The organism is Pseudomonas sp. KH_040, from assembly GCF_057839305.1.
Genome location: NZ_CM174487.1, coordinates 4,514,014 through 4,528,944 on the forward strand (window position 1 = coordinate 4,514,014; position 14,931 = coordinate 4,528,944).

Annotated in this window: 17 protein-coding genes and 2 pseudogenes; 8 read left to right on the plus strand and 11 right to left on the minus strand. The window is 59.6% G+C overall.

Annotation, left to right across the window (positions count from 1 at the left end; genetic code table 11):
* Window positions 1-64: 64 nt before the first annotated feature.
* A complete protein-coding gene (locus AC3IUF_RS20015) occupies window positions 65-838 on the minus strand; it encodes an aldolase (RefSeq protein ID WP_489279093.1) in 774 nt (257 codons plus the stop codon).
* Window positions 839-850: 12 nt separating this feature from the next.
* The gene (locus AC3IUF_RS20020) at window positions 851-1,555 is read right to left on the minus strand and encodes a haloacid dehalogenase type II (RefSeq protein ID WP_007915562.1); all 705 of its coding nucleotides are present in this window, start codon (window positions 1,553-1,555) and stop codon (window positions 851-853) included.
* 109 nt (window positions 1,556-1,664) lie between these two features.
* On the opposite strand from AC3IUF_RS20020, the gene AC3IUF_RS20025 reads away from it, so the two are divergent.
* Complete coding sequence (locus AC3IUF_RS20025) at window positions 1,665-2,522, plus strand: LysR substrate-binding domain-containing protein (protein WP_489279094.1); 858 nt, start codon at window positions 1,665-1,667, stop codon at window positions 2,520-2,522.
* A 17-nt stretch (window positions 2,523-2,539) separates the two neighbouring features.
* On the opposite strand, the gene AC3IUF_RS20030 is transcribed toward AC3IUF_RS20025, so the two are convergent.
* The 4 genes and pseudogenes from AC3IUF_RS20030 to AC3IUF_RS20045 form a co-directional block, all read right to left on the minus strand.
* Window positions 2,540-3,061, minus strand: coding sequence for a hypothetical protein (locus AC3IUF_RS20030; RefSeq protein ID WP_007915560.1), 522 nt, complete (start codon window positions 3,059-3,061; stop codon window positions 2,540-2,542).
* On the minus strand, window positions 3,061-3,366 hold the full coding sequence (locus AC3IUF_RS20035) for a hypothetical protein (protein ID WP_489279096.1): 306 nt from the start codon (window positions 3,364-3,366) through the stop codon (window positions 3,061-3,063). The genes AC3IUF_RS20030 and AC3IUF_RS20035 overlap by 1 nt, the downstream gene beginning before the upstream one ends.
* A gap of 80 nt (window positions 3,367-3,446) precedes the next feature.
* A pseudogene (locus AC3IUF_RS20040) lies at window positions 3,447-3,620 on the minus strand (PAAR domain-containing protein); the annotation flags it as partial.
* A 135-nt stretch (window positions 3,621-3,755) separates the two neighbouring features.
* Window positions 3,756-4,421: a ribonuclease T2 gene (locus AC3IUF_RS20045; RefSeq protein WP_489279098.1), complete on the minus strand. Its 666-nt coding sequence runs from the start codon at window positions 4,419-4,421 to the stop codon at window positions 3,756-3,758.
* A gap of 165 nt (window positions 4,422-4,586) precedes the next feature.
* Here AC3IUF_RS20045 and AC3IUF_RS20050 point away from each other — a divergent pair, with 165 nt between their 5' ends.
* Complete coding sequence (locus AC3IUF_RS20050) at window positions 4,587-5,057, plus strand: hypothetical protein (protein ID WP_007915553.1); 471 nt, start codon at window positions 4,587-4,589, stop codon at window positions 5,055-5,057.
* 6 nt (window positions 5,058-5,063) lie between these two features.
* Here the strand turns inward: AC3IUF_RS20050 and AC3IUF_RS20055 are convergent, their stop codons facing one another.
* Window positions 5,064-5,918 (minus strand): LysR family transcriptional regulator, encoded by an 855-nt coding sequence (locus tag AC3IUF_RS20055; protein WP_489279099.1) that lies wholly within the window; start codon window positions 5,916-5,918, stop codon window positions 5,064-5,066.
* A 102-nt stretch (window positions 5,919-6,020) separates the two neighbouring features.
* Between AC3IUF_RS20055 and AC3IUF_RS20060 the strand changes: the two genes are divergently transcribed.
* Genes AC3IUF_RS20060 through AC3IUF_RS20085 form a run of 6 tightly spaced genes read left to right on the plus strand, consistent with a single transcriptional unit; the run spans window position 6,021 to window position 11,463 of the window.
* Complete coding sequence (locus AC3IUF_RS20060) at window positions 6,021-6,701, plus strand: FMN-dependent NADH-azoreductase (RefSeq protein ID WP_007915550.1); 681 nt, start codon at window positions 6,021-6,023, stop codon at window positions 6,699-6,701.
* A 53-nt stretch (window positions 6,702-6,754) separates the two neighbouring features.
* The gene (locus tag AC3IUF_RS20065) at window positions 6,755-8,452 is read left to right on the plus strand and encodes a copper resistance system multicopper oxidase (protein WP_489279101.1); all 1,698 of its coding nucleotides are present in this window, start codon (window positions 6,755-6,757) and stop codon (window positions 8,450-8,452) included.
* Window positions 8,453-8,463: 11 nt separating this feature from the next.
* The gene (locus tag AC3IUF_RS20070) at window positions 8,464-9,333 is read left to right on the plus strand and encodes a copper resistance protein B (RefSeq protein ID WP_489279103.1); all 870 of its coding nucleotides are present in this window, start codon (window positions 8,464-8,466) and stop codon (window positions 9,331-9,333) included.
* Between the two features lie 31 nt (window positions 9,334-9,364).
* Window positions 9,365-9,739 carry a copper homeostasis periplasmic binding protein CopC gene (gene copC / locus AC3IUF_RS20075; RefSeq protein ID WP_007915538.1) on the plus strand — a complete coding sequence of 125 codons (375 nt, stop codon included), beginning with the start codon at window positions 9,365-9,367 and terminating at the stop codon, window positions 9,737-9,739.
* A gap of 3 nt (window positions 9,740-9,742) precedes the next feature.
* A complete protein-coding gene (gene copD, locus AC3IUF_RS20080) occupies window positions 9,743-10,612 on the plus strand; it encodes a copper homeostasis membrane protein CopD (RefSeq protein WP_489279105.1) in 870 nt (289 codons plus the stop codon).
* Window positions 10,613-10,671: 59 nt separating this feature from the next.
* Window positions 10,672-11,463 carry a transporter substrate-binding domain-containing protein gene (locus AC3IUF_RS20085; protein WP_489279107.1) on the plus strand — a complete coding sequence of 264 codons (792 nt, stop codon included), beginning with the start codon at window positions 10,672-10,674 and terminating at the stop codon, window positions 11,461-11,463.
* Between the two features lie 3 nt (window positions 11,464-11,466).
* On the opposite strand, the gene AC3IUF_RS20090 is transcribed toward AC3IUF_RS20085, so the two are convergent.
* From AC3IUF_RS20090 to AC3IUF_RS20105, 4 genes and pseudogenes are all read right to left on the minus strand, one after another.
* A complete protein-coding gene (locus AC3IUF_RS20090) occupies window positions 11,467-11,679 on the minus strand; it encodes a hypothetical protein (protein WP_489279109.1) in 213 nt (70 codons plus the stop codon).
* Window positions 11,680-11,853: 174 nt separating this feature from the next.
* Complete coding sequence (gene rimA, locus AC3IUF_RS20095; protein WP_007915534.1) at window positions 11,854-12,633, minus strand: S6 modification regulatory phosphodiesterase RimA; 780 nt, start codon at window positions 12,631-12,633, stop codon at window positions 11,854-11,856.
* 144 nt (window positions 12,634-12,777) lie between these two features.
* Window positions 12,778-13,650 carry a methyl-accepting chemotaxis protein gene (locus AC3IUF_RS20100; RefSeq protein ID WP_489281682.1) on the minus strand — a complete coding sequence of 291 codons (873 nt, stop codon included), beginning with the start codon at window positions 13,648-13,650 and terminating at the stop codon, window positions 12,778-12,780.
* Window positions 13,636-14,910, minus strand: a pseudogene (locus AC3IUF_RS20105) (methyl-accepting chemotaxis protein); the annotation flags it as partial. The gene AC3IUF_RS20100 and the pseudogene AC3IUF_RS20105, both read right to left, overlap by 15 nt.
* Window positions 14,911-14,931: the final 21 nt, after the last annotated feature.

Here is a 14,931-nt window from a genome sequence, read left to right on the forward strand (position 1 = left end):
GCGCACAACGAGTTTGGATGATCGCTGTTCGCCGATTTATTTTCGATCGCTCCTTTAGGGTTAGTCAGTTGTGAAGGGCCAGGCGCCGCATCGCACTGTGCAGGTGGGTCCGCGCGCTTTGCGGATCGCCCTCGCGCATTTGCTCATAGGCCCGTTGCGCAATGGCGTGGGGCACAGGCTTCAGTTCCCGTTGCGTGGCCATCGCCAGCAGTTGCACCTGGGCGGCGCGTTCCAGGTAATAGAGGTCGTCCCAGGCTTCGGCGATGGTCGGCGCGGCAACGATCACGCCGTGATTTTTCAGGAACAGAATGTCGGCGTCGCCCATGACCCCGGCGATACGGTCGCCTTCGGACGCGTCCAGCGCCAGGCCGTTGTAGTCCTCGTCGACCGCCATGCGCCCGTAGAACTTCAGCGCGGTCTGCCCCAGCCATAACAGTGGCGGCCCTTGTAGCAGGCACAACGCCGTGGCGTGAGGCATGTGGGTGTGAAAGGCGACTTTCACTCGCGGCAGTTGCTTGTGCAGACGCGCATGAATGTAAAACGCCGTGGCTTCCGGCAAGCCTTCGCCTTCAACCACATTGCCGTCGAAGTCGCAGACCAGCAGATTCTGCGCGGTCACTTCGGCAAACGCATAGCCGTAGGGGTTGACCAGAAACAGATCGTCGTGCCCCGGCACCATCACCGAAAAGTGATTGCAGATGCCCTCCTCCAGGCCATGCAACGCGGCCAGTTGAAAGCACGCCGCCAGCTCAGTGCGCGCGGTGATGATGGCTTCTGTGTCGAGGTTCAGCGCTGTCGGGCGTGCGGCCCGCGCACTGGCAGTCAGGGTGTGAGCCATGACGATTCTCCGTTACCAACCGAGGGATTTGAACAGCGGCAACACTTGATCGAGGCGGTTGAGGATCGCGTCGGGGCGATAGTCCGCCAGCATCTGGCGACCAGTGCCACGATCGATCCATACACAGCGAAAGCCCATGTCCCGCGCGGCCGTATGGTCGAGCATCGGGCTGGCGCAGATGTGCACCACCTCTGCGCGGCTGACGCCCAACTGCTCATGAGCGTAGTCGAACAGGCGCGGCGCCGGCTTGTAGGCGCCAGCCTGTTGCGCAGTGATCACCCGGTCGATGTGGCCGCCGAGCTGCGCGACGTTACCGGCAATGATGTCGTCGTCGGTGTTGGAGACGATGCACAGTTTGAAGCCCATCGCCTTGAGTTGCGCAAGGGTTTCGATCACCTCGGCAAACGGCGGCATTTTCGGGATGGCGGCGGCCAGACGCTGGCTGTCTTCAGGCAGGCTGGGCAGCCCCAATTCTTCCAGGGCCAATTGCAGGCCGAGGGTGCTGAGTTCGCGGAACGATCGGTGCGGCGGGGTTTGTTCGAGTCGATGTTCATGGCGATCATAAACTTCGATCAGGTGCCCGGCGTCGACCTGATGTTCGCCCTTCTCGCTGAGAATTTCGCCGACCACAGCTTTGAGGCCTTCGTCCCATTGGATCAAAGTGCCGTAGCAATCGAAGGTCAGCCATTGCGGGCGCGGGGTATGGATGAGTGTCATTGGTCGAATCCTCCGTGGTGAGGACTTCAGCTTATGAGCGCCCGGTGATAGTGTGAAATTAAATAAATAGCCAATCGTCAGTTGAAAATCCACTATCGAGAGCGCCGCCATGCTGGACCTGGAATTGCTGAAAACCTTTGTCTGCGTGGTTGACGAAGGCAGCTTCACCCGCGCCGCCGAGCGCGTGCACCGCACTCAGTCGACAGTCAGCCAGCAGGTGCGCAAACTCGAAGAGCTGGTCGGCCACGCCCTGTTGCTGCGCGACCGTACCGGGCTGAATGTCGCCGTCACCGAACACGGCGAATTACTGATCCACTACGCGCGCCGATTACTGGCGCTGTCCGCTGAAGCCACCGAAGCATTGGCCAGCGACCTCGATCTGGAAATCCTGCGGATCGGCATGCCGGAAGACTTCGACGCGCGGCGCATGGCGCTGATTCTCGCCGGCTTCACCCGCAGCCATCCGCAAGCGCGGCTGGAAACCCTCAGCGGCATGAGCCTCGATCTGCGCCAGCGTCTGGATGCCGGCGACATCGACATCGCCCTGATCAAACGCGAACCCGACAGCGGCCCGGCGTGGGCGACCTGGCCCGAGCGGCTGGTGTGGGTCAAAGGTGCGGAATTTGACTCGTCCACTGGCGTGTTGCCGTTGGCGTTGTTTCCGCAAGGCTGCCTGTATCGGCAGCGCGCCATTCGTTTGCTCGATGTTGCCCAGCGCCCCTGGCGTGTCGCGTTCGGCAGTCACAGCCTGACCGGGATTCAAGCGGCAGTGGCCTCGGGGTTGGGGGTGTCGGTGCTGCCAGTGTCGGCGGTGTTGCCTGAGCATCAGGTGTGTACGGATTTGCCGGAACTGGCGCCGACGGAATTGGCGTTGGTCAGTCGTGATGGGGTTTTGACCGGGTTGCAACGTGGTTTGGTGGAGTTTTTGCGTGGGGAGTTGGGGGTGGATGCGGGGGGATTCGCCTGACCCCCCCCCCGTTTTTATCATTGGGGTTTGTTGATTTCCCGCAGCAGGTCCGCGACGGGAATGTTCATGGTGTTTGAGTAGTAGGGTTTGTAGCCGTAGGCGGTGACGACGACTTTGCAGGGGATTTGTTGTTTGTTGGCGAGGAGTTGGTTCAGTTCTGCCGCTGACAGATCTCTCTCCGTACTTCGGTCGCTGGATGTTTCAGTGATGAATGTACTGGTCGAAAAGGAGAATTTGGAGTTGCCGTTTTCGCGTATATCAGAATCTACCAGCCCCACCGCAGAAAACTGAATAGCTTTACCAACAGAAAAATCGTGGTCATCCGCTAACGCGCACCTCAATGTCCCCGAAGCCATCCCTTGCCTTTCGCCTCGGCCAAACAGGTTCAAAACATCCACATCGGATTGATATTTGATGACATATAAAAGGGAACTCGACCTATCTACGGACACATAACTTAAATTTGCCGGAGGCTGTAAATGGTCCTTTGCACATCCCGAACAGACAGCCAGAACCACACAAAGGAAAAACCTGTACATCACGAAAACTCCTTCATGATTGAATCAAACAGCAAGTCACTTGCAGATTTACCATCAGCGATTGGGGCGTTTAGCAATCCCAGTGCGTTAGCGTGATTCGTGTCGACATTTACGTTAATTGACGGTCCGCAGGAGATAATCCATTTTTCCCCGAAGTCCGCGACCCCGTCTGATGGTTCTCTCTTGGAAGGTGTTGCCTTGATATTGATCCAATCAACCGAAACTGGCGCGGGACGTTCGCGATAAATGTCTGAGCCCAGCCACACCAAAGCCCCTTCACCCACAGGATCCAGAGTGATCAGCATCTGAACCTTGTAACCCCAATCCGACATTATTTTGGACAGGTGCGCACCATTCCAGCCGCCGAGGCTATGGCCGACGATATAGACGGGACAGCACCGGTAATCGGGCTGCCGCAGGCGGATTTGTCAGTCATTCGCGCAGCCGCCAAGCCGTCGAAATTCACATTCGGGGAGCCACTGGCTATGGGATTGGTGCCATGTCCCGGCAATGGACCGGCGGTTGGATCGGTGACGCGGGCGGCGGGTTTTCCGCTCATGAACAGCTCCTTGCAATGTAACGTGGTCATCCTTTCGGGGGTGCAAGCATGCGGGAGTTCGCCGGGTACTTCAAACCTCCAGACCAAAAAAGGCGCCCGATCGGGCGCCTTTTTGATACGTGGAAACCGCTCAGGTTAGCGCGACGGCGGCACCCGAATATCCCCCGCGCGGCACTGGGTTTTCACGCCCTTGCCACACGCGCCGAACTGCAGATCTTTGCTCATGCACACGCGTACTTCCGACAGTTCCGGGCCGCTGCAAATGACGGCGATGCCATCCGCTGGAATCCCCGGGTTGGCCTTGCGGAACAGGTCGGCAATTTCCTGCGCCTCGAAGTAATACGAGGAGCTGAACGGTTGCAGCTCATCGGGGATTTTCACCGCTGCCACGGCTTTGTCCGCTTCGTCCAGATAGCCCATCGCGCCGAGGCCGCTGCAGGTGCCGTGTTTGGACCATTCGTGGTCGAGCAGTTTTTTGGTCGGGAACAGCGTCAGGCCCTGGCTGGTTTGCGCCGCGTTCAGCGTGGTCAGCGGCGGGCAGGATTCCGGCCAGCCACCCTTGGCGTATTGTGGCCACAAGCCGTGCAACACAAAGCCGTAGCCCTTGCCCGTGCACTGCGAGTCATCTTTGTGGGTCAGACAAAAGGTCGGCGACCAGGACAACGCCAGCAGGTAGTAATCGAACACCCCAGCCACCGATTCCGCCTGCGCCTTGCTCGACTGCGATTGCCGCGCCGAACTCAACCCGATGCTACCGGCCGTCAGCGCAATCACTGCCAAAATTGTAAACAGCTTTTTCATCTACCCGCTCCTTGGGACGCCTGCGTCCGTGGTTTTCGATCCTGACCAGACTTGGCCAGCGCTGATTTCGACACGCTTGTGTTGCAGGCGCATGACGCAAGGCAACGTCGTACGCCGTTGAAAGGTCTACGATTAACAGGCAGACATCAAACCAAGGGATCCGAAATGAGTAAAGCAGACGAACTCGCCGCCAAACTCAAGCAAACCCGGCACACTCATGCTGATGCCGCGCTGGAGATCGATTGCTGGCCGGCGCAGGTGTATGACTTGTACCACCGCATTGAGGCGTGGCTGCAACCGGTCACCGAGGTCGGGTTGAAGATTCGGCGCAATCCGACCCACGTTTGCGAAACGTCACCCGATGGTGAATCCCACGATTACGCCATCGACCAACTGGTGATCGAAGCCAATCATCAAACCCTGACATTCGATCCCATTGCGCGGTTTACCGAGGATGGCGCCGGGCGAGTGCAGATCAACCCGTCAGCCACAGACACTTATCTGCTACGTACCGTGGATGAGCACGGTGAAAGCCATTGGTGGATGCAGTCGATTGAAACAGGCCAGCAGCTGGATGCCATCGCTCTGACCGAAAACAATCTGTTGCTGGCGGTGCAGGAAGGTCTCGGCCTGTAAACCGCGTCACTGCCGCCGCGCGGAGCAAAATTCGACGATCACCTGCGTCACCGCATCGATCATCTGCGGATCAGCGTGAGGCGCGACAAACAAGCGGAACTGCGCATCCGGCAAATCCGGCAAGCCCTGTTCCGCGCCCAGCGCGGTCAACCCCTGCCCCACCTGACTCGCCGGCATCGGCGCCACGGCAAATCCGGACAGCGCCGCCGCGCGCAACCCGGCGGTGCTCGAACACAGCATCGCGGTGCGCTGGGAAATGCCCGCCTGAGCCAACCGCGTCAGCGCCGCCTCGCGATAGGGACAAGGCTCGGGAAACAGCGCCAGCGGCAAAGGCGCCGGTAAGTGTGTGACAGGCTGGGTGGCCCACGCCCACACCAGCGGTTCCTGCCAGAGTAAACGCCCCGACGCGCCGGTTTCACAGAGCGAACCGATGACCATCTCCAGATCGCCCCGCTGCATCTGGCCCAGCAACGTTCCCGGAATGTTCACCTGCACATCGATCTGCATACCCGGATGCTGCGCCGCGCAATCCTGCAACGCGCGCAACAACCGCGCCTCGACAAAATCCTCGGACACGCCAATCCGCACCCGCCCCTGAAACGGCGTGCGCGTGAGCTGCGCCCAGGCATCGCGGTTCAGCGCCAGAATCGTCCGCGCATAGGCGATCAAACGCTCGCCGTCGGCGGTGAGTTGCTGAGAACGGGTAGTGCGCTTGAGCAGCGGTTTGCCGACTTGCTCTTCGAGTCGGCGCAGATGACCGCTGACCGCCGACTGCGTCAGATGCAGTTTTTCAGCAGCACGACTGAAGCCGTCCTCATCGACAACGGTGACAAAGGTCTTGAGCAGCAAGGCGTCAAACATAGTGAGATACGTGATCAATGGTCGATTTATTAACGATTTATAGTTTGAAGCGCGCTATGTTGCAATGCCTCGCACTCTCTCCCCCGACTGCCGAGGCTTCACGTGACCACCCTTCTGCACATCGAATGTTCACCGCGCAAAACACGCTCCGCGTCACTGCAAGTGGCGCGCAGTTTTATCGATCGCTATCGGCAACATCATCCACAGACCCTCGTCGAAACCCTTGATCTATGGGGCACGCCGCTGCCGGAGTTCGGCGAGGACGCGATGAACGCCAAGTACGCCGGCCTCAGCGGTACGCCGCTGACACCCGCCCAGCAATCGGCGTGGGACGAACTCAAGCACCTCGCCGCGCACCTGCATCGTGCCGACCTGATTGTGCTGTCAGTACCGCTGTGGAATTTCAGCATTCCCTACAAACTCAAGCACTTCATCGACCTGGTGTCGCAGAAAGACATCCTCTTCAGCTTCGATCCGCAGCATGGCCTGCAAGGTCTGCTGAAAAACAAAATCGCCGTGGGCGCCTATGCGTGCGGGATGGATTTCTCGGCGCAGTCGGCCACACCCGCCGAACGCTTCGACTTTCAGAAACCCTACGTCGCGGCATGGCTCGACTTTATCGGCATCAGCGATGTGCATGAGTTGCGCGTCGAGAAGACCATTCTCGGCGAAGACATTGATCGTGAGTCGCGGCTCGCGGCGTCACAACAGGCGCGGGATCTGGCCGATCATCTCGCTGAAACTGAAGCTGACAAATCTGTAATCCCCGCCTCAGCCAACTGAAAGCCGGCACTGGTTAGCCTCCTCGTCATGAGTCACACGGGGATTTCCAGCGCATGCCTTCCAACCCATCACGACGCACCTTCGTCAAAGGCCTCGCCGCCGGCAGCCTCCTCGGTGGCCTCGGCCTGTGGCGCACGCCGGTCTGGGCGCTGAATGCGCCCGGTCAATTGGATGAACTGAGCGGCAGCGACTTCGAGCTGTTCATCGGCGAAACCCCGGTCAACTTCACCGGCAACCCACGCACGGCGATGACCATCAACGGCAGCTTGCCCGGCCCCCTGCTGCGTTGGCGCGAGGGTGACACGGTGACGCTGCGGGTGCGCAACCGGCTCAGCGCCAGCACCTCGATTCACTGGCACGGCATTCTGCTGCCGGCGAACATGGACGGCGTACCGGGCCTGAGTTTTCACGGCATCGAACCGGGTGGCGTGTACGTCTATCAATTCAAGGTGCGGCAGAACGGCACCTACTGGTATCACAGTCATTCCGGGCTACAGGAACAGGCCGGCGTCTACGGCCCGCTGGTGATCGACGCCAAAGACCCTGAGCCATTCCACTACGACCGCGAGTTTGTGGTGATGCTCAGTGACTGGAGCGACGAAGACCCGGCCAGCCTGATGAAGACCCTGAAAAAACAGTCCGACTACTACAACTTGCACAAACGCACCGTCGGCGATTTCATCGATGACGTCAGCGAAAAAGGCTGGGGCGCCACCGTTGCCGATCGCAAGATGTGGGCGCAGATGAAGATGAACCCCACTGACATTGCCGACGTCAGTGGCGCCACCTACACCTTCCTGATGAATGGCCACGCGCCGGATAACAACTGGACCGGGTTGTTCCGCCCCGGCGAAAAGCTGCGCCTGCGCCTGATCAACGGCTCGGCGATGACCTACTTCGACATACGTATTCCCGGGCTGAAAATGACCGTGGTCGCGGCGGACGGCCTGCACGTCAAACCGGTCAGCGTCGATGAATTGCGCATCGCCGTGGCCGAGACTTACGACGTCATCGTTGAGCCGGACGCCGAGGCGTACACCCTGTTTGCTCAGGCCATGGACCGAACCGGTTTTGCCCGTGGCACCCTCGCCACTCGCGCCGGGCTATCCGCGCCCGTACCAGTTCTGGATCCGCGCCCGCTGGTGACCATGGACGACATGGGTATGGGTGGCATGGATCACGGCTCGATGGACATGAGCGCCATGGATCACTCGGCGATGGGTCCGATGCAATCCCATCCCGACAGCGAAACAGACAACCCGCTGGTCGACATGCAAGCCATGAGCACCGCCCCCAAACTCAACGACCCCGGCCTCGGCCTGCGCAACAACGGCCGTCGCGTGCTCACCTACGCCGACCTGCGCAGCACCTTCGCAGACCCGGATGGCCGCGATCCGAGCCGCACGGTCGAGTTGCACCTGACCGGCCATATGGAGAAATTCGCCTGGTCGTTCAACGGCATCAAATTCTCCGACGCCGAACCCTTGCGGCTGAAGTACGGTGAGCGCATCCGTCTGGTGCTGGTCAACGACACGATGATGACCCACCCGATTCACCTGCATGGCATGTGGAGTGATCTAGAAGACGAAAACGGCGACTTCCAAGTGCGCAAACACACCATCGACATGCCGCCCGGCACCCGCCGCTCCTACCGCGTGACCGCCGACGCACTCGGTCGCTGGGCCTATCACTGCCACCTGCTGTACCACATGGAAACGGGCATGTTCCGCGAAGTGCGGGTAGAAGAATGAAGGGGCCGATGATGACTCGATTCACAGCGTTTTCTTTATTGCTGATCGGCAGCTCGGCGATAGCCGCCAACGACATGCCGGGCATGGACCACAGCCAGATGTCCGGCTTGGATCATGCCGGGATGCAGAGTATGGACGACGGCATGATGCAGCCCGCCGCCCCGACCGAAAGTCGCACGCCGATACCGCCACTGACCGACGCCGACCGCGCCGCCGTGTTCACCAGCCCCGGCGGCCATCAAGTCCACGACAGCGCGATCAACACGTACTTCCTCGCCGACAAACTCGAATGGCAGGACGCCGATGACGGCAGCGCGTTGGCCTGGGATCTGTCCGGCTGGATCGGCGGCGACATCGATCGCCTATGGCTGCGCTCCGAAGGTGAACGCAGCAACGGCAAGACCGAAAACGCTGAGATTCAGGCGCTCTGGGGCCACGCGATTTCGCCGTGGTGGGATGTGGTCAGCGGCGTGCGTCAGGACTTCAAACCCGGCGCGCCGCAGACTTGGGCCGCGTTCGGTGTTCAGGGCATGGCGCTCTACAACTTCGAAGCCGAGGCCACTGCGTTCATCGGCGAAGGCGGCCAGAGCGCGCTACGGTTCGAGGGTGACTACGACATCCTGCTGACCAACCGCCTGATCCTGCAGCCCACCGCCGAACTCAACGTCTACGGCAAAAACGATGCGCAACGCGGTATCGGTTCCGGCCTTGCCAACACTGAAGCCGGCCTGCGTTTGCGCTATGAAATCCGCCGCGAATTTGCGCCTTACATCGGCGTGACGTGGAACCGCACCTACGGCAACAGCGCCGATTACGCCCGCGACGAAGGCGAGGATCGCAGCGAAGCGCGGCTCGTGCTTGGCGTGCGGATGTGGTTCTGAATTCCAATAGAAAACAACCCAGAGGTCTTGCATGCGCACCTTGAAAATCACCCTTGTACTCGCCAGCGGCTTGCTCCTCAGCAGCCTCGCTCAAGCCCACCCGAAACTGCTCTCGTCGACGCCCGCCGAAGGTGCCGACGGCGCCGCGCCCGGCAAGATCGAACTGCACTTTTCCGAGAACCTGCTGACCCAATTCTCCGGCGCCAAACTGGTCATGACCGAGATGCCCGGCATGGCCCACTCACCAATGCCGATGAAAGCCAAAGTCAGCGCCGGCAGCGACCCGAAAAGCATGCTGATCACCCCGCTCGCGCCGCTGCCCGCCGGCACCTACCAAGTCCAATGGCGCGCGGTGTCTTCCGACACGCACCCGATCACCGGCAACGTCACGTTCAAAGTGAAGTAAGCGATGGCTGAGCTGATCAACATCGTCCTGCGGTTTGCGTTGTATGTGGATTTACTGCTGGTGTTCGGGCTGGCGTTGTTTGCGCTGTACAGCACTGATGCGCTGCTGCGGTTGCGGCCGATGCTGCGCGGGATGGCGTTGATCGGGGCGCTGTTGTCGATGGCGGGACTGGTGCTGATGACCCGCGCCATGAGCGGCGAAACGGCGCTCGCGGCGCTGTGGCCGCATCTGCAAATGATGCTGCTGGAAACCGACGTCGGGCTGGCGTGGGCAGTGCGGATGATTGCCCTGATTGTGCTGTTGATCAGACCGGGTTTATGGCTCGCATCGATTGCCGGCGCTGTCGCCCTCGCCTCTTTGGCCTGGAGCGGACACGGGGCGATGGACGACGGAGCACTGCGGTTCTGGCATTTTCTCAGCGACATTCTGCACCTGCTCGCAGCGGGTGCGTGGCTGGGTGCGATGCTGGCGCTAGTGTTGATGGCGCGGGGGCCGCTCGATGAAGCTCGCATTCGTTCGCTGGCGTTTGCGGTTCGGCGCTTTGAGTGGATCGGTGCGGTGATCGTGCTGACGCTGTCGATCACTGGTGTGGTGAATTACCTGTTTATCGTCGGCCCGAAGCTGGAGGACGTGTTGCTCGGCACGTACGGGATGCTGTTGGCGATCAAAGTTCTGCTGTTTGCCGGGATGCTGGTGTTGGCGGCGCTGAATCGCTTTCACCTTGGCCCGTCACTGCAACAATCGTTGCGCGATGGGCAGCATGCCATCGCGGCCAATGCGCTAAGGCGCAGCGTGGTAGTTGAACTGGCAATCGCATTGTTGATCGTGGCACTGGTGGCGTGGCTCGGCACGTTAAGCCCGGAAGCAGGATGACACCCGGGAAAGCCTTTCACTACACTGGGCCACCGTCCTTATCAGAAGCCCCGATCGCAATGACAACACTAAAAAGCACGATGATCCTCTGCGGCCTGCTGACCCTGGCCGCCGGCGCCCATGCCGAGCAAACCCTTTCGCACCTCGACAGCATCCAGCAACAGGGCCAGTTGCGCGTGTGCACCACCGGCGACTACAAGCCCTACACCTTCAAACGCCCCGACGGCGATTTCGAAGGCATCGACATCGCCATGGCCCGTTCGCTGGCCGACAGCCTCGGGGTCAAAGTGCAATGGGTGCAAACCACCTGGAAAACCCTGATGCCGGACATGCAGGCCGGCAAGTGCGACATCGCCATGGGCGGCATCTCGGTGACGCTCGAACGGCAGAAAAAAGCCTACTTCAGCAATACCCTCGACACCGACGGCAAGATCCCGCTGGTGCGCTGCGCTGATGTCAGCAAGTACCAGACGGTCGAGCAGATCAACCAGCCCGACGTAAGACTGGTCGAACCCGCCGGCGGCACCAACGAAGCCTTCGTTCACGCCTTCCTGCCCAAGGCGCAACTGGCCCTGCACGACAACGTGACGATCTTCCAGCAACTGCTCGACAACAAGGCCGACGTGATGATCACCGACGCCTCGGAAGCGCTGTATCAGCAGAAACTCAAACCGGGCTTGTGCGCGGTGAATCCGCATCAGTACATGCAATATGGCGAGAAGGCTTATCTGCTGCCGCGCGATGACATCAGCTGGAAACTGTATGTCGATCAGTGGCTGCACTTGAGCAAAGTCACCGGCAAGTATCAGCACACCCTTAGCGAGTGGATTGCCGTACCTGCCGCGCAGTAATCCTTAATCGTCATGCAAGATGCCGGAGCTGTACTGATTGAGACTGCTGCCAATACTGTTGCCGCCAAACTTCAACGTATTGGCGTTGCGCCCCTCCGGCGACTGACAGTCGCTGGAGAAACAACTGGTGGTGGTCAGGCCACCCGCGCCGGAACAGGCACTCAACACCGATACCGCTGCAGTAATCAACAGCACTTTGACGACATTAAGGCGCATGGCACGATTCCCCTCGGGATGAATAGCGACGATCTTGTGCCAACATCCTAGGCCTGCGCCGAACCCGGCAAGATGAAACTTTGCTCATCGACAGGGGATTACCAACGCCAAAGGCACAACAAACGTCCGGCGCTGAGCCAGGTTATCGAGCGGATCAGCGCGAGCTGAAAGCGATCATCGCTTCAGCCATGCACTCGTCGGGATCTGCGCCAATGATTTGAAGGCAGGCCTGGCGAACCAGTACCCCTGCATCAGGTAAATGCCGCAATCGGCGAGAAAGTCTCTTTCATCGGCAACTTCTATGCCCTCGGCGATCACCTCCACGTCCAACTCTCTGCACATGTTCACCACATTACGCACGATGGTCTGGCGAACCCGGTCACGGTGAATATCGCGGATCAGGGCCATATCCAGCTTGATCAAATCCGGCTGAAAATCCGCCAACAAGTTAAGGCCGGAATAGCCTGCGCCAAAGTCGTCGATCGCCGTCTTGAACCCAAACTCACGATACTCACGCAAGATATTCATCAAGTGCTTATTGCTTTCAACGTGCTCGCCCTCCACCGCCTCGAAGATCAGGCGCTCCAGTGGGAAGCCGTGAGCACGCGCCGATTCCAGCGTGCTGCGAATGCACATTTGCGGGCGGTAAACGGCATTCGGCAAAAAGTTGATCGACAAGTACTGCGTCATCCCTAACTCAGCCGCCGTGGAAATCGCCCGCACTCGACACAGTTGATCAAATCGATAACGGTTTTGATCGTCCACCTGCTCCAGAACTGACAAGGCGCCCTCACCCTTCACGCCGCGAACCAAGGCCTCATGGGCAAAAATCGTTTGATCACGCACATCCACAATGGGCTGAAAAGCGAAGGCGAAATCCATGTCCGGCACGCCTTTGTCCTGACAGCCCTGGCAGCCTCCGCGAGACGCGAATGATTCTGGAAAGTCGGTCATGACACCCCCTGATATCGGGTTATAACCTTGCTTGGCTATAGGTAAAAAACTGCTGTTGAACCGAGTCACCTGCTCACCACGCCCCATCGGTAGCCCTGCGACGCTTGAATATTCGAAATCGCCGCAGGTTCATCGTTCCAAAAATCAAGTGCGGAAATGCGCAGTCATTCGCTGCAAGTCCTGCCCCAGTGACGCCAACTCAATCGTCGCAGCCGCACTCTCTTCACTGGCAACCGCCGACTGGTCAGCCACATCCCGTACGCTGACGATGCTGCGATTGATTTCGTCGGCCACGGCACTTTGCTGCTCGGCAGCGGCCGAGATCTGCAGGCTCATCTCCTGGATCGTACCGATGGACTGATTGATCTCGGTAATGGCCAGCTCGGCCTTCTGCGCCAACACCACCGTATCGAGGGTGCGCTCGCGGCTGGAGGCCATCAGTGTCGACGCCGCTTGCGCGCCTTGTTGCAGGGTGATGATCAGCGCTTCGATTTCCTTGGTCGAGTCCTGCGTCCGCTGCGCCAGCGAGCGCACTTCGTCTGCGACCACGGCGAACCCACGCCCCTGCTCTCCCGCTCGCGCGGCTTCGATAGCGGCGTTCAATGCGAGCAAATTGGTCTGCTCGGCGACGGCTTTGATGACATCGATCACTTTGCCGATCTGCTCACTGTCCTGGGACAGCACGTTCATCGCGCCGCCCAACGCTTCAATGGCCGCAGCGAGTTCACTGATCTGCAAAGTCGCCTGCTTCACCACTGTACTGCCGTGGCGAGCCTGTTGATCGGCCAAGGTCGCGGCGGCGGACGCATCGGTCGTGTTACGCGCAACTTCCTGCACCGTCGAAGCCATTTCGTGCATCGCCGTGGCGACTTGATCCACTTCGCTTTTTTGCTGACGCACGCCCGCGCTGGTCTGCTCGCTCATGGCCGAGAGTTTTTCCGCAGAAGTGGAAATCTGCGTGACGCCATTGCCGATACCTTGCACCAGCGTGTTCAGGTTCTGCGCCATGTCCTGCATTGCATTTTGCAGATCGCCCAACTCGTCTTTGCGGTTTGATTTGGCCTGTACCGTGAGGTCGCCCTTGGCGATCCGTCGAGCCAGTTCAACCGTCAGCGCCAGCGGCGCAGTGATCTGGCGCGCGATGACCACCGAAGCAATCAGCCCGATCACCAGCGCCAACATGGTCAACACGGCGATCTGAATAAAGGCTGAGTGCTGATCTTCACGCGCCAGGCGCTGCTGGGTGTCCATCAGGCCATTCATGATCTTGTCCATCGCCTTGCTTTCCTGGTCGACCTGCTCGCGCATGTTCTGCTTCTGCTCAAACAGCCCGGCCACTTCCACCAATACTTCGCGATAACGACGCATCCCGGCGTGCGCTTCTTCCAGTTGGCTCGACAGGGCCGCCGGCAAGTTGCTACGCGCCTTGGTGATATCACTCAAAAAGGTATCGATGGTTTCCATCAGCAGGTTTTTGTTCGCGTCGTTGGGCACCGCAATGTAACGACGCAGCATCAGGCGAAACGTGGTCATGCCATTGCGCAAGTCGGCCACCGTGCGCAGATCCCGAATGCGTTCGCCATCGGCAGACGCCAGCGCACTCGTCGTGCTGGCCTCAAGCATGCCGGCAAAAGTTTGCGCGTACTTGTCCGACAGTGCAGTCAGCGGTTTCAGAGCATCGGTGGTCGACTTATCGGCAGCGATCAGCCGTTTGACCTTCTGGTCGTAGGCGACAATCGTGGTTTGCAAGGCCTTCAAGGCTTGCTGGTTTTCAGCGCGGGTCAACGTTTCCAGGGCCTTGCTGACAAGACCCTGCAAAACATTCAACTGAGCGTTATAGGAATCGGCGAACGCTGCGTCAGCGGCGGCTTCGTACTGTTTCTCGGACAGCCGCATATCTTGCGTAGCGTCATTCAGCGTGCCGATCAGACGCGTCGTGCTCAAGCGATCAACCAGCACGCTGTTGCTGTTATAGCCAATGAAGGCCACCGCCAAAACAGCCAGCAAAAGAATGCCAAAGCCGGTGCCCAGCTTGCGGGAAACTTTGATATCTCCGAGGAAATTCGATGCAACTGCCATATTCAGCCTCAAACGCCCTGACGCGAAACGCCAGGCACAAAAAATTGATCTCCGGTGACCACAGTCACCGTCCAGACATTCGGGGGTCGTCATCCAAGGCGTAATACGGGACGCTCCAGCTGTCCCGGGAATGCAAAATGCGGATGCGGTTGAAGCGTCGAAAAGAAACCCGACGCGAGCATCGGCAGACAAAACCATCGCGTCGCAGACAGGGCGTCT